Origin of the sequence: Paenibacillus piri, assembly GCF_004354045.1 — a bacterium.
Classification (GTDB): Bacteria; Bacillota; Bacilli; order Paenibacillales; family NBRC-103111; genus Paenibacillus_S; species Paenibacillus_S piri.
This window is the reverse complement of record NZ_SMRT01000028.1, coordinates 16,840-30,500: the sequence shown is the minus strand read 5'-3', so window position 1 is coordinate 30,500 and position 13,661 is coordinate 16,840. Positions and strand designations below refer to the sequence as shown.

Annotated in this window: 11 protein-coding genes and 4 pseudogenes; 9 read left to right on the top strand and 6 right to left on the bottom strand. The window is 45.5% G+C overall.

The genetic code is table 11. The features are described from left to right. The first annotated feature begins 1 nt into the window (after nucleotide 1). The 8 genes and pseudogenes from E1757_RS32855 to E1757_RS32820 form a co-directional block, all read left to right on the top strand. Complete coding sequence (locus tag E1757_RS32855; RefSeq protein ID WP_133236232.1) at nucleotides 2–514, top strand: universal stress protein; 513 nt, start codon at nucleotides 2–4, stop codon at nucleotides 512–514. Further along, nucleotides 511–1,434: a malate dehydrogenase gene (gene mdh / locus E1757_RS32850; RefSeq protein ID WP_133236230.1), complete on the top strand. Its 924-nt coding sequence runs from the start codon at nucleotides 511–513 to the stop codon at nucleotides 1,432–1,434. Before E1757_RS32855 ends, mdh begins: the two co-directional genes overlap by 4 nt. Nucleotides 1,435–1,519: 85 nt before the next feature. After that, a pseudogene (locus E1757_RS37360) lies at nucleotides 1,520–1,639 on the top strand (transposase); the annotation flags it as partial. Nucleotides 1,640–1,791: 152 nt separating this feature from the next. Next, nucleotides 1,792–2,001, top strand: coding sequence for a CDGSH iron-sulfur domain-containing protein (locus E1757_RS32840; protein WP_133236228.1), 210 nt, complete (start codon nucleotides 1,792–1,794; stop codon nucleotides 1,999–2,001). 14 nt (nucleotides 2,002–2,015) lie between these two features. Then, nucleotides 2,016–2,417 carry a hypothetical protein gene (locus tag E1757_RS32835; protein WP_133236226.1) on the top strand — a complete coding sequence of 134 codons (402 nt, stop codon included), beginning with the start codon at nucleotides 2,016–2,018 and terminating at the stop codon, nucleotides 2,415–2,417. Between the two features lie 50 nt (nucleotides 2,418–2,467). After that, on the top strand, nucleotides 2,468–2,806 hold the full coding sequence (locus tag E1757_RS32830; protein WP_133236224.1) for a hypothetical protein: 339 nt from the start codon (nucleotides 2,468–2,470) through the stop codon (nucleotides 2,804–2,806). A 113-nt stretch (nucleotides 2,807–2,919) separates the two neighbouring features. Beyond that, nucleotides 2,920–3,234, top strand: a pseudogene (locus tag E1757_RS32825) (tyrosine-type recombinase/integrase); the annotation flags it as partial. Nucleotides 3,235–3,248: 14 nt separating this feature from the next. Then, nucleotides 3,249–4,868, top strand: a pseudogene (locus E1757_RS32820) (DUF4158 domain-containing protein); the annotation flags it as partial. 241 nt (nucleotides 4,869–5,109) lie between these two features. On the opposite strand, the gene E1757_RS32810 reads toward E1757_RS32820, so the two are convergent. After that, the gene (locus E1757_RS32810) at nucleotides 5,110–5,640 is read right to left on the bottom strand and encodes a hypothetical protein (RefSeq protein WP_133236222.1); all 531 of its coding nucleotides are present in this window, start codon (nucleotides 5,638–5,640) and stop codon (nucleotides 5,110–5,112) included. A gap of 347 nt (nucleotides 5,641–5,987) precedes the next feature. Here E1757_RS32810 and E1757_RS32805 point away from each other — a divergent pair, with 347 nt between their 5' ends. Continuing rightward, complete coding sequence (locus E1757_RS32805) at nucleotides 5,988–7,025, top strand: DUF3231 family protein (protein WP_133236220.1); 1,038 nt, start codon at nucleotides 5,988–5,990, stop codon at nucleotides 7,023–7,025. A gap of 826 nt (nucleotides 7,026–7,851) precedes the next feature. On the opposite strand, the gene E1757_RS32795 is transcribed toward E1757_RS32805, so the two are convergent. From E1757_RS32795 to E1757_RS32775, 5 genes and pseudogenes are all read right to left on the bottom strand, one after another. Next, the gene (locus E1757_RS32795; protein WP_126999121.1) at nucleotides 7,852–8,391 is read right to left on the bottom strand and encodes a GNAT family N-acetyltransferase; all 540 of its coding nucleotides are present in this window, start codon (nucleotides 8,389–8,391) and stop codon (nucleotides 7,852–7,854) included. Between the two features lie 533 nt (nucleotides 8,392–8,924). Beyond that, nucleotides 8,925–10,194, bottom strand: a pseudogene (locus E1757_RS32790) (IS110 family RNA-guided transposase). Nucleotides 10,195–10,731: 537 nt separating this feature from the next. Continuing rightward, nucleotides 10,732–12,135, bottom strand: a complete 1,404-nt coding sequence (locus E1757_RS32785) for an MFS transporter (RefSeq protein ID WP_220446567.1) — start codon at nucleotides 12,133–12,135, stop codon at nucleotides 10,732–10,734. A 97-nt stretch (nucleotides 12,136–12,232) separates the two neighbouring features. Continuing rightward, complete coding sequence (locus E1757_RS32780) at nucleotides 12,233–13,054, bottom strand: class I SAM-dependent methyltransferase (RefSeq protein ID WP_133236216.1); 822 nt, start codon at nucleotides 13,052–13,054, stop codon at nucleotides 12,233–12,235. 79 nt (nucleotides 13,055–13,133) lie between these two features. Next, nucleotides 13,134–13,577 carry an ester cyclase gene (locus tag E1757_RS32775; RefSeq protein WP_133236214.1) on the bottom strand — a complete coding sequence of 148 codons (444 nt, stop codon included), beginning with the start codon at nucleotides 13,575–13,577 and terminating at the stop codon, nucleotides 13,134–13,136. Nucleotides 13,578–13,661 lie beyond the last annotated feature (84 nt).

Here is a 13,661-nt window from a genome sequence, read left to right as displayed (position 1 = left end):
GATGATCAGTTCAAAAGCAAAGCAATTGATAGAAACAGGGAACGTAGGTGCGCCGGACGTACGGTACGGATCGATTTTGCTCGCCGTAGACGGCTCGGCTCCGGCGATCGAAGCGACAAGGCATGCCGTACAACTGGCCAAACAGATGCATGCCAAGCTTACAGCCGTGTTTGTCGATTACGATGGGGAAGATGAAGTGATTCCCGAGGAGCATTGGCCGCGTTATGCCGAAGAAGAAGAGCAGGTCTTGTACGGATTGGCAGGGATAGAAGTAGCCAAAACGATGGCGGAAGCGGAAAATGTGCCTTTTATAGGCATCTTTTTACTCGGCAGCACCGCACAAGCAATTGCTGCGCTGGCCAGTCGGCAGCATGTCGATCTCATTGTCGCAGGCGATACCGGCTTGACCGGGTTCAAGCATTTTCTGCTCGGGAGCTTCGCAGAAGCGATTGTAAAAGAAGCTCATATTCCTGTGCTTGTAATTAAAAACAATCGGGAGGCTGAGACACCATGAAAAGACAGAAAATCACCGTTGTTGGCAGTGGAAACGTCGGAGCAACAGTAGCCCATCTGACCGTTTTAAAAAACCTTGGTGATGTCGTCCTCTACGACATCGTTGAGGGCTCACCGCAGGGAAAAAGTCTTGACTTGCAGGAAGCTGCACCGATTGAAGGCTTTGACTGCTTTGTCATCGGAACGAATCAGCCAAAAGACACAGCTGACTCCGACATCATCGTAATTACAGCAGGCATGGCTCGCAAACCGGGGATGAGCCGGGACGATCTGCTCGACACCAATGTCTCAATCATGCGTCAGGTCGTACGTCAGATCACGCCCCACTCCCCCAACGCCATCCTGATTATCGTCACCAATCCGTCAGACGTCATGGCCCAGGTCGCTTTGCAGGAAAGCGGCTTCGCTCCGGAAAAAGTGCTTGGACTGGGCGGTGTGCTGGACTCGACCCGCTTCCGCAGCTTTATCGCTCTTGAGCTAGGGGTTTCCTTTGAAGCTGTCACGGCACTCGTGCTTGGCGGACACGGTGACAGCATGGTGCCGCTCGTGCGCTACTCGTACGCGGGGGGAATTCCCATCGACAAGCTCCTGGATGAAGAAACGCTTCATTTGATTGTGGAGCGGACACGAAAAGGAGGCTCTGAAATCGTCGACCTGCTGAAAACAGGCAGCGCCTACTATGCCCCGGGTTCGGCGGTTGTCTCCATGATGGAAGCGATCCTCAAAGATAAAAAAAGCATCATGCCCGTATCCGCTTACGTCAGTGGTGAATACGGACTGTCCAATGTCTACCTCGGCGTACCGGTCATTCTCGGCAGTCACGGCGTTGAGAAAATCATTGAATTGGACTTGCTTCCTTCTGAACATGCTGATTTGCTCAAATCAGCTGATGGTGTAAAACGCATCCTCACGCGCACGTAACAAAAGGGATTCACCTTGCCATTCATCACGATCCAAGCGATTATGATGCAACGTACTGAGAGCGATTTTCTCAGTCCCGGGAAGTGCCGCAACTACATTCGATAAATTCCATGTAATTCAAGCTGCTAATGAAGCAATGGATGAAGTACGACGTAAAGAACGAAAAAGAAGTGCATTGTTGAAAGATATCCGTTATCTGTGGTTAAATAAACGCCGCGGCGGACGGAAGACTGGTCAAACGCTAAGGGCGAGCAATCGTTCGGCGAGCTGCTCCTGTACAGTGAACGATTGCGACTCGTTTTTTTATCACAATGTCCGGTTATACTTATATTAACTTGTATTTAGGAGGCAAACTTTATGGTAGATCAAAATAAAGTGACGATTAAAGTGAACGACAACGGACCGCTTCGGGTAACGGGACTGGTAGAACTGGTGGACGCAGTAGGCAACCCGTTCGAACACAAAGAATCGTTTTCTCTGTGCCGGTGCGGAGGATCGGGCAATAAACCGTTCTGCGACGGCACGCATAAGTCGATCGACTTCGAAAGCGCGCCGAGAGCGAAGTAGGACTATTTTGCAGGGTGGCCGCCTGGTTTCGCGAAGTCCGCCGATATCCCGTTTCGAAGCAATCGGCTGCCACGGGGAACGGAAGTCAGGGAGGAAAGGGCGCAGCTTCGGTTATTTCGAAAAGGGTGCTCAAGGCCATTACGATCGCTGCCGGGAGTTACTTGCTTAAAACGGATATCCAGTCTGGCAAGGAAGAAAAAGTGTATTCTGTATCCAATCAAATTATTAATTCTTTAATCGGATATGATATTACTTTGTACTGGATCGAGTACGATAAGAAACGTGACGAATCCGGAAATATCAACTGGAAACTTATTATGATGGACCTTACAAGTCATAAAGTCACAGAACTTCAAAGAGGCGTTGGCCAAGATCAGATCGATCCCCCTGTACTTCGAAGTTACAAAAATAAATAACTTGGATTGAAAAAGAAATTAAAGACAGTATCGTGTTTAGCAATGTTTACGTGTATGAAAAGGAACAATCACCTCGCATCGTATTCACAGCTCAATTAAATGAACAGAACAAAGATGTGAGAAAAGGGGTATTCCTAGATATACAGAGACCCGTAGATGCGGGGTTATTGATCCAACAAACGGTTTTTACACCAAACAGTGAAACTGGAAAATTTGATAAACAAGCTCAAATATCCCTGTATCCATACGATGGTAGCCCTTCGAAAGTAATCATTGAAACAGATACTTATATTGATTTCACACAAAGTAATGATTGGTTTGTGTGGGCAACAATAATGGAGCGGTTTATGTTGCATCACTTAGCACGGGTAAAATCATCTATAAAATAGAAGAAAAAATAAAACAACGACAACTGACTCCCCCTTTATTCGAGAAAATACATTGTTTTACCGTTCATCCATGTTAAGTATTTCGGCTGTAAATTTACAAACAGGTGAACAGTAGAGCTGCTTTAGAAAAATATCTGTCAGACCTCCCTCCGGACAGTCCTTATCTGTTTCCATCGGAGAAAACCGGTGATCGATTAACCGAACGTGCTTTACGCCATTTGATTAAAAAATATATGAAAGCAGCCCGGCTTGAAGGATTGAGTGCCCACGATCTACGGCACCGGTTCGGCTATGTGATGGCAGAAAACACGCCGTTGCACCGCCTGGCGCAAATTATGGGACATGATAGTCTGGACACAACGATGATTTACGTCAAGGCAACCCGTGCGGATCTGCCAGCGGAAGTCGAAAAAATAGCTTGGCAATAGGGGGATGAAGTATGATGTACGCGAGAGTAAGGGAACTGCTGACTCCGGAGGAACGGCTGCAATATTTGCAGATACCGCCTGATCTCCGCGAATGGGAATTGGGCACCTATTTCACATTTACCCAGCATGACCTTGAAATCATACAGCGGCGGCGAAGAGGATATAATCGACTCGGCTTTGCCGTGCAGTTGTGCGTGCTTCGTTATCTCGGCTGGTCGCTTTCTGATATAAAGGAAGTGCCGGTTCAAGTTCTTCATTATATTGCAAAGCAAATCAATGCCGATGTGGAGTCTTTTGCATCTTACGGCGAACGGGAAGCCACGAAATACGAGCATCTGGAGGAAATCCGGAAGGAGTACAGCTACCAGACATTTACCTTGAGCGAGTATCGTTCTTTGTGCAAGCATCTTTTTAGCCATGCAATGGCAAACGGCAATCCCTTGCACCTGATTCAGTTCGCACTCGAAGATTTACGCAAGCGTAAAATCATTCTACCCTCAATGGCCACGATCGAAAGAGCAGTTTGGGAAACTCGCAAACGGACAGAAGAAAAAATATTCAAGCTGCTCAGCAATTCACTGACAGAATTACAAATTGCTAAGCTGGATCGCGTCTTAACCACCATGCCGGAAAGCATCAAAACCTACTTGGCATGGTTAAGGGAAATTCCCGGTACCAGCTCTCCGGATTCTTTTTTGAAGGTTATCGAAAAGCTCGAATACATACGGGATTTGCAAATGCATGTCGATACGAAAGGCATCCATCCGAACCGGCTACGGCAGCTTTCCAAAATCGGTTCGCGTTACGAACCTCATTCCTTCCGCCGCTTTAATGATCCGAAAAAGTACGCGATTTTAGTAGCGTACCTATTAGAGCTGATTCAGGATTTGACAGACCTGGCATTCGAGATTCACGACCGGCAGATTATGATACTGCTCTCCAAAGGGAGAAAAGCCCAAGAGGAACTTCAAAAACAAAACGGTAAATCGATCAACGAAAAGGTTGTTCACTTTGCCGATCTTGGGGCCGCTCTGATTAAGGCACGAAGTGAAGGTACTGATCCGTTTGTGGCGCTTGATGCCGTTATCCCGTGGGATCAAATCGTCGCATCCGTGGAAGAAGCTAGACGGCTGGCGCGTCCCGTAGATTACGACTATTTGGACTTGCTGGAAAAGAAATTCTATGCGCTTCGGAAATACACTCCAACGCTGTTAAAATCGTTGGAGTTTCGGTCAACCAAGTCGGCAGATCCGTTAATGAAGGCGGTCGATATCATCCGGGATATGAATGAAACCGGAAAGCGAAAGGTTCCGGAAGGCGCACCGCTGAACTTTGTTTCGAACCGCTGGCAAAAGCACGTTTACGACGATGACGGAACGATCAACCGGCATTATTACGAAATGGCTGTCCTGACAGAGCTGCGGAATTACGTTCGTTCCGGGGACGTATCCATTGTCGGAAGCCGTCAGCATAAGGACTTCAAGGAGTACCTTGTACCAAAAGCGGATTGGAATAGCATCGATCCTAACGCTACAAAGCTTGCCGTTAGCTTGTCCGCAAAGGAATATCTTAAAGAACGAACTGAATCACTACTTCAAAGATTAAACTGGGTTTCGGACCACATCTACGAGCTGCCGTTACCAATTATAAAGCATTTGCCAGTGCTACTTGGACGACACAGGAGGCTATTTCAAAATTATAAATCAGTATCCCCAATGGTAATTTCCTATACAACTTGTCCGAACTGTCCCCAAGTGGTTGCTTGGTCAGAATAAGGGCTTGGATTAACGGATGAATTTAGATAGCACAGCCCCCTCCAAGCTGTTCGGGGGTTATTCTTGCTTGGCTCAAACATAAAGGAGCCATTTCCATTCTTCAACTAAACCAAAGAAAAACAGAACCTGTATCAGCAAAAAATGTGTTATTGAAAAAGTGTTCCAACTTTTCAGTTTCACGAGTAATTAGTGGGATAATATCTTTTTTTCGAATAGAAAAATACTTCAAACTCCGTCTCCCAGTAGGGAGGTTTAAGTCATCGTTTCGATATAAATCTGTTACAACTGGATAAATCCCACCTCTAAGCTTATTTCCAATAATTATTTTTGAAGTTAGCTTTAATCCCTTTACATTAATACTTTGCAGCACATCGTCAATGTAAACCCCCTTAACATCTGTATAATGCGGTATGATTTCTGTGCTAATTATATTTATTGAAGTCTCATTCGGTGTTGGAATTTGTGTCATTGCATCAGAACCAATTATCACAGAATATGCAGCAAATAGCTGCCCCACTTCACTGATGTCAGTTGGTTCGAAGGGTGATTCAAACTTCTTCATTTTAAAGGAGCTTTGATAACTACTTTCATTTGAGTAAGGCTTTTCAATTTCCACTAACCAATCAAACATAAATGTCCAAACCTCAAAAAAATTCGAAATTAATATCTTTTAGAATATACCGAGACCATCCACCCAATTGTTACCATAATTGGAATTAACCTGCCAGTTAGTTGGGACGATCAAGAGGATCTGGAAGAGATGCTTTCGTTGCCTCATTATCACTTTCTTTGTATATACTCGACATCTAGAGATGTAAGGCTATTGTTCTTGAACGTTGGTCTACTATCCGAAGAATGAATAAACTCCGTCGCGTTTCTTTTATTATTCACACAACCAATTTAAGGGAATTAAACCGGTTCTCGGAATAAAAAAACTGTATTGTGATAACCTAAAGAAAAAAAGGTGGTAAAATCCCTGTGACTAAACTCGAATTCGAGAACACGACCCTAACGCAAGGAAATATATCTGATCAATTGACATCTGCCGAAATAGGGAAAATATGGGTGACATTTTTAGGGAACAGTATGTCCCGATGCGTGCTGCGCTATTTTCTTCAACATGTGGATGACGTAGAAATCCGGAACGTCCTGGAAGAAGCGCTTCAGCTAGCCAATCGATTCACGCAAACAATCACGGACATTTTCGTTCGGGAAAATCATCCGGTCCCGACTGGCTTCACCGAAGATGATGTTAACCTAGGGGCCCCCCGGCTGTATGCTGATGAGTTTTACTTGCATTACTTGAAGTATACTGGCAAAGCAGGGATGAATATATACGGAATCGCCGTACCGTTGATGACCCGTCCGGATATCCGGAAATTTTTTACCGATTGCCTCGATTCTACGATCAAATTGATGAACAAAGTTAACGATTTACTCGATACGAAAGGTTTTTTGGTCAAGCCGGCTTATATCCCTGTCCCGAAAAAAATCGATATCGTGAAAAAGCAAGATTATTTGAACGGTTTCTTCGGGGATGTCCGTTCGCTCAATGCGATAGATATCACTCATCTTTATGATAACGTTCAGAACAACGCGGTCAGCAGAGCGGTATTGGTTGGCTTCTGCCAAGCGGCCAAGCTTGATCAGGTTCGAAATTACTTCATAAGAGGGAAGGAAATCGCCTCCAAGCAATATGATATTTTAAGCAAATTGCTGCGAAAAGAAGATTTGCCGACTCACACGCTTCTGGATCATCTAGTCACCGATTCCATTGTATCACCGTTTTCCGATAAATTGATGGTTTCCCATAAGCTTGACATGTTTTCGATGCGAATCCGAACGTACGGTAATGCTCTAGCCTTCAGCTCAAGACATGACGTTGCTGCCATTTACACGAGGTTTATTGCCGAGGTGGGAAATTACGTAGAAGACGGTGCAAATATTATGATTGATTTAGGCTGGATGGAACAACCTCCGCAAGCGGCGGATCGTGACGCATTAACTTCATCGTAGTGCTATGGCCAGGACATCCCGCATCGAGGCGATATTGTGGAGCGTGGCTCTCCCGGGATTCGGTCAACTTCTTAACGGCAAATATATAAAGGGCATTTTGCTGATCGTTTTGGAGTTTTTAATTAACTCGAAGTCCAATTTGAATTTAATCATTATATCCAGTTTCCACGGCGATTTCCAGGCAACCATCGCCCAAACGAATTACCAATGGTTATTGTTTTATCCCTGCGTCTATATGTACGGGATTTGGGATGCCTATAAGGATGCCGGGGGAGGCACAAAGCCGTACGCTGTAATCCCTTTTGCGTTCGGGGCCTTCATCGGGACGATTGGGGTTATTTTTTCGAAGGATTTCCTTGGGGCTATATGGCTTGGGTTATTCGGTTTATGTATCGGTGTCTTGATCGGAATGGGTCTCCGCTTTATCCTACGGAATCGTTCAGCCGCCTGATAATGGAATAGTATTCACGAAACGATTGTCCTCCCCGTTACTTTAACGAAACCAGGGAGCAGCTGCCGCGGCAATCTGCTCCCTGGTTATTCCATTATCGTTACCCGTTTAGCTTAATGCCTGAAGCCAGTTTAGCTTTGTAACTCCGTTTTTGCGGGCATCAGCTTATCGCACTCGGTGCTTCTTTCAACCCTGCTCAGCCACGTATTATAAAATGCTAAAAACTACATCTGTAATGAGAATCCATATCAATCACGATTAGCCATATACGTTCTTGTCTTTTTTCTTGTCGTCTTACAATATCAAAGCATTTTTAGTTTTGATTGGACACAACAAATCGCTTACGGCTGATTGGGAGCCATCGGAAACAAATGCTTATTTTCTGTAGCTTCTGTAATAAAAGTAACTATCATTTTCCATATAAAATTGGTTATCCCCTATTGGCGTTCGTCTTTCAAGCAATTTAAATCCACATTTTTCAGCCAATTTGTTCGAGGGAACATTGGCACAATTAATTGTCAGGATTAAATACTTAACATCAGATACCTCAAAGCACCATTCTGCCAAGGCACTTATCGCTTCTCTGGTATATCCGTTCCTTTGATGTTTTTCCGACATGAAATATCCCAGTTCGATTTCATTTAGCTTCTCTTTAAGCCCCACCCCTATGCTACCAATCATCTCATCGGTGTTTGGCAAGGCAATCGCGTAGGAACGGCCAATGGAAATATCCGTATTATCCGATTGCTTTTGATACTGATCAATCAATCCATAATAATCCTTCGGATGTGCGCGTCCGTCAGCCCAATCTGGCATATAACGGTATACAGCCGATTCCCTGGCAATTGAATAAAATCTTTTAGCATCTTTTTTTTCCAAGGTTCTTATAACAACATTTTGAGTTTCTATGCGCATGGCAGATACTCCTCCTAATACAAATTTTGTTCGCTGCTCATTTGTTTACCTATTATAACTTACACACACTTGACAGTTAGGCTTGTGCTTCAAACAGTTTATCACAAACTTTTTTGGAAAGTACGTTTATAACTAAACTATCCTGCCCTTCCCTCGGTTTTAAGGGTTTATCTTACGTATTCTCACTCATTCGCAGGATTTCAACACCTTGTACTGCAAGGGTTGACACGAAAGTAAGTTGTATCCACCGTTGAAATCCTTTTTAAGGCATGCGGGAATAGAAGAAACGCTCTTGAACATTTCCCCAGGGCTGTTATCTACTGCACGCATTCTCCACAAGATGCCCTGGAGTTTACCATCCCATGGCTCAACAGGTCTAAGCCCTTACATTCCATCGTCATACTTATCCAAGGTGTGGAGACCGATTGCGTTTAGCGGACGGGTCTAAGCCCTTCTCGGGCAGGAACTCGGTTCTCCGTGCTTTCTTTGTAAAAATCCTGCGAATGAGTCAACCTACGTGGTATTGCAAGTGTTTATGCAGCAAGAGCAAAAGCCTTTCTTGCTTTCTCAGGCGAAAATATTTCTCCTGTTTGGACGATACTGACCAGAATCCTAGCCACTTTTCCCACCAGTTTAAGTACAGATTGTTGTCTCTTCATTTGCTTCACTTTAACGTTATGTTCATGCAGCTCTCGAAAAACAGGATTGACTCCTATCAGTTGTATGGCAGCAAGAAACATATATTTGCGTAGTGTGGAATCCCCGCGTTTCGACAGAACTATCTGCCCCTTTCGCTTCCCCGACGTGCTTTCGGCAAGATTAAGGCCTGCCTTTCGCAGTAACTGACGTCCATGTGCATATTGTCTTAGGTCGCCGGCACCAGCTAAAATTGCTGCTACGAAGATCGGGCCAAGCCCCTTCATAGATCGGAGCTGACCGGCCATGGGGATCTCACTAAGTAAAGTAAGGATCTGCTGTTGTATTTCCTCCAGCATATCCACGATACGTTCATACTCTTCAATGAGTCGCTTTAAATCATGCTTTGCCTCGTCCAAAGCCGTTGTATCTCCCACACTCCTCTTGGCCAGAGCAATAAGTTCAGCGGCTTTCTGTATCCCTGTAGAGCCACCTGCTTCTTCCACGTCGTAATCAAATCTGCCACAGAAAACGATGCGAGATCTTGTGGCGATGGCAACTCTTTCAATGTGGCCATTGAACGTTTACAAGTCCAATCCTTAAACACCGATGTATACTCCGGAAAACGAATATCCAACCAACGGATAATCCGATTCTGCAATCGGACACGGCTACCCAAAACTCTCTGTCGCTCATCACGGTACGTAACCTTTGGAAACCATGACTTTGTTGTGTGTATTCATAGTAGAAGCCGCGACTTACTACATCTGCAATGACAAGAGCATCCTTCGGATCGTTTTTAGAGGGAGAATTATCCCGATTCTCCTTATTTCTTTTAGTCGTCGCAGGATTCACCAGAACGACGTTAATTTCTTTGATGGTTAGCCAGTTCGCTAAGTTCCACCAATAATGTCCTGTTGGCTCCATGCCAATAATAACGCTATTTAATCGGTTCTTTTGCTGGAGTCCTTCTATCCATCGTTGCAGCTTTTCATATCCTTCTATGCTATTACTAAACGAGAGATGGCGATTTGTAAGTACGATCCCGCGATAGTTCGTTGCTTGTGCGACATGAGTCTCTTTGGCCATATCGATACTTACAACAAGGTGAGAGGTACTGATTCGTTCAATTCGTTGATTTTGCTTTTGCGATTGGTTAAACTTCATATAAGAGCGCCTCCTTGATGGTGTTGGGTTTCGAACCCGTGGACAACCCATCATACCGGGGCGCTCCTTTTTTGGCAAAGGCGATTACTTAGCCTTAACAGGAATGTTTAGCTTAACGAGGCCACCGATTCACGCTCATCCTCTTCCAGTAGCAACGCCCCGTCGGGAATGCCATAAAGTTCTTGTCGTCTATTCTGACAAGAACTTTATGGCATAAAATGAAAAAGCCGTATTACATGCGACTTCTAATGAAACCATGTTTGAACTTGATGTCATAAATGACAAGAACTTTATTTGAAAATTGATTTTCAATAATTAGTTTTTAATGACTATTAAAGCCGAGACATCAGTACTCGTTTTTTTCATTTTCCAAATAACAGCTTTCACAGCGATAATCGCCGACGTATCCGAAAACAGGAACTCTGCTGCAGTGTTCATGGGTAAAATCCATTAAATCGGTAAGATTACTTAAATCCGCATGCACCACTCGCCATTGTACCCCTGTTTATAATGAATCTTCGTTGAAACGGCTCTTTCTTAGACCTTTGCCTTTTCATGAATGATCGGCACCTTACGCCTCCTAGGCAGCCCAATCGCTACAAGCGCACCTGCCAACGATAAAACGCTGGATATGCTGATTGCAGGTGCGAATCCGGTGTTAAACGATTGGGCAGAGCTATAATTGCCATTTGCTGTGAACACAGTAGCTATGATCGCAATGCCAAATACGCCGCCGAGCTGCAACATATTGAATGCGCCAGATGCCTTTCCGATCTCGCTTGGCGCAACCGAACCGACAACAGCACTCATGGAAGTAGGTTGTACCATGGATACACCAAATCCGGCGATAATAAGTGGTGCAATAAATTCATTGTAGGCGGTGCCGGGATCTGCGATTATCCCGATCCACATCATCCCCAGTGATTGCAATAAGAGTCCACCAACGATGAGCGGGCGCTCGCCGATCCGGTTGACCAAATTGCCTGCTACCGGCGCGACAATAAATAATGTCGCGGTCCAGGGCAGCATTCTCACCCCTGCGTCCAGCGGTCCATATCCCTGAGCGATCTGCAGATACTGTGCTAGAAAGAACAAAGCGCTGACCAGCGAGGTATTGAGCAAATAGTTAGCGGCATTACCTATAAAAAACGCGCGAGAGCGAAACAAGCGCATTGGCAGCATCGATTCTCGTGTGTGCAGTTCCCAGATCACAAACAAAATAGTCAGTAAGATGCCAACGGCCAAAGTCGATAACACTTCCAGGCTGTTCCAGCCAACGCTGTTGCTGCGAATGAGCCCCCACACTAGCCCGAGCGCCCCGCCTGTCGCTAACAAGAGACCGCGAATGTCAAGGGCGGTGTTTGTTCCAAAGCTCTCTCCATTCCAGCTCCATACCGGAAAAATAATGAGCAGCCCAATCGGGACGTTGAGCCAGAAGATCCATTGCCACGCAAGCCCCTCGGCGACTGCCCCTCCCACAACTGGACCCGCTAGCACAGCCAGCCCCGTAACACCGCTGAAAACGCCAAGTACCTTCGCCCTCCGTTCTGGAGGGAATGCCGCGCTCAAGAGGGCTACGGATAGCGGCATAATCAGTGACGCACCTATACCTTGAACGGCACGAAACGCGATTAGCCAACCTAGGCTCTCAGACAGTGCACACGCTGCCGATGTAGCCGTGAACACGCCAATACCAGTTGCAAATAATCTACGGCGGCCGAACCGATCACCGAGAGCCGCAGCAGTCAATAAAAACACCGCGAAGCACAGACTATAGGCGTTCACCGTCCATTCCAGTCCTTCAATAGAAGCGCCGAGATCCAACCGGATCTTACTCAGGGAAGTTGAAACGACCAACGTGTCCAGCGCGACCATGAACGATGCAATCGAGGCAAGAAACAAAACCCAACCGTTTTTTGTTTTGACATTCAATTCTGCCAAAAATAATCACATCTCCCCATTAAGTTTTACTAAGACAAGTCTTTCAGGGCTTACATTTTTGGGTAACTGTAATAAAGCATAGGAAGCTTTGATGAAATTATGTTCCTCGTTCAAACACTCCCTCAATAACGAGAATTCTTTCTTCATTCAGGTTCGCAAACACATTGAGAAACATCTCTTTGAATGTTGATCCGAAAAGGATCTGTGGACCAAGCGTAGAAGAAGATTTTCCTTGTGACGCATCTCTGAACCAGTTCAGCGCTTCTGCACTGCAATCGCGCCAGCTCACCTCTTTAAACTTCGTATTGACCAGCAATTCACGAAGGGTTTCAGGATAAATAAGAAAGCTCAAGGCTGAATCAGTTGCCCAAGGAACGGGAAAATGAACGGGCTGCACCGGGCCGGCAACGATATCAAAGAACGTAAAATGACCACCCGGTTTAAGAACTCGGGAAATTTCTTGGTAGAACCGTGCTTTATCAGCTATATTTAACGAAGCATGTTGGGTCCAGATAGCATCGAAGGCGTCATGTGAAAAAGGTAGATCAAGTGCATTGCCGTGCTTAAAAAGGATAAGATCGCTTAACCCCGTTCGTTTCGTGAGCATCTCTCCTACTCGGCAGTATTCCGCGGTAAGGTCGAGAACGGTGACATGACATCCCCGCGATGCTGCGAATAATCGAGCAGTCCCCCCCATCCCGCCGCCTACATCTAGAACGTTCATACCTGCACTGAGGGGAACACGTCGCAGGAGGTCAAGCGTTGCTGCTTTCCCCCGAATATGAAGCTGATCTATAGGTTCAAGGTCGTCAAGATGGAGATGATTAGAGTCTTTGCCTGATGCTCGCAAAGCGTCAAGGATTGTAGTACCAAGGTCCACCTTTCCATAATGCATATTTACCTTTTGGTCATAGTACATGGCTGGTTATCAATCCTTTCGGTCGTGTAGTAGCGAAATTCGAGACTCCAGATTCCAGACTTGAAAAGATTCTCATGGACTAGGATGAACGCTGTCCTGGCGCGGGAAACAGACCAATTTGCTGCAGAAAACCTAGATCATCGCGGATAGCCCAGTGGTCAGCGATCTTACCGTTCTCCAGGCGCAGGATATGGATATGTTGCACGGCGACATACTTACCTGATGGTTTGATTCCCGGGAGAGGACCCGGCCCGAGATGCGTCCCGCTCCTTGTCCCGCGATACCAAACCTTATCTTCCTCTGCCCCCATATCCTCAATTTCCATATGATGATCGGGAAACGCCACAAGCAATGCACCAATCGCTCTTTTAAAATTTTCAAATCCATAGCGCAACTCAGCAACGAGTACGGCATGATTAACTACATCTGGCATAACCAAACTACCCAGCACCGACAAATCATGCTTATTGAGAACTTCATCCACCCAACGTCTCACAATCGTTTTGTTTTCCAAAATCGTCATAACCAAGCACCGTCCTTCTCGATAATATAGTTTGATTTTCTAACTAAATAAATTATGTTATAATAGTATGAAAATCAAACTAAA

Bases quoted from the DNA above. Each gene is read 5' to 3' on its own strand.
- E1757_RS32855 (WP_133236232.1), top strand. From the start codon at position 2: ATGATCAGTTCAAAAGCAAAGCAATTGATAGAAACAGGGAACGTAGGT.
- mdh (WP_133236230.1), top strand. From the start codon at position 511: ATGAAAAGACAGAAAATCACCGTTGTTGGCAGTGGAAACGTCGGAGCA.
- E1757_RS32840 (WP_133236228.1), top strand. From the start codon at position 1,792: ATGGTAGATCAAAATAAAGTGACGATTAAAGTGAACGACAACGGACCG.
- E1757_RS32810 (WP_133236222.1), bottom strand. From the start codon at position 5,640: ATGTTTGATTGGTTAGTGGAAATTGAAAAGCCTTACTCAAATGAAAGT.
- E1757_RS32795 (WP_126999121.1), bottom strand. From the start codon at position 8,391: ATGCGCATAGAAACTCAAAATGTTGTTATAAGAACCTTGGAAAAAAAA.
- E1757_RS32780 (WP_133236216.1), bottom strand. From the start codon at position 13,054: ATGTACTATGACCAAAAGGTAAATATGCATTATGGAAAGGTGGACCTT.
- E1757_RS32775 (WP_133236214.1), bottom strand. From the start codon at position 13,577: ATGACGATTTTGGAAAACAAAACGATTGTGAGACGTTGGGTGGATGAA.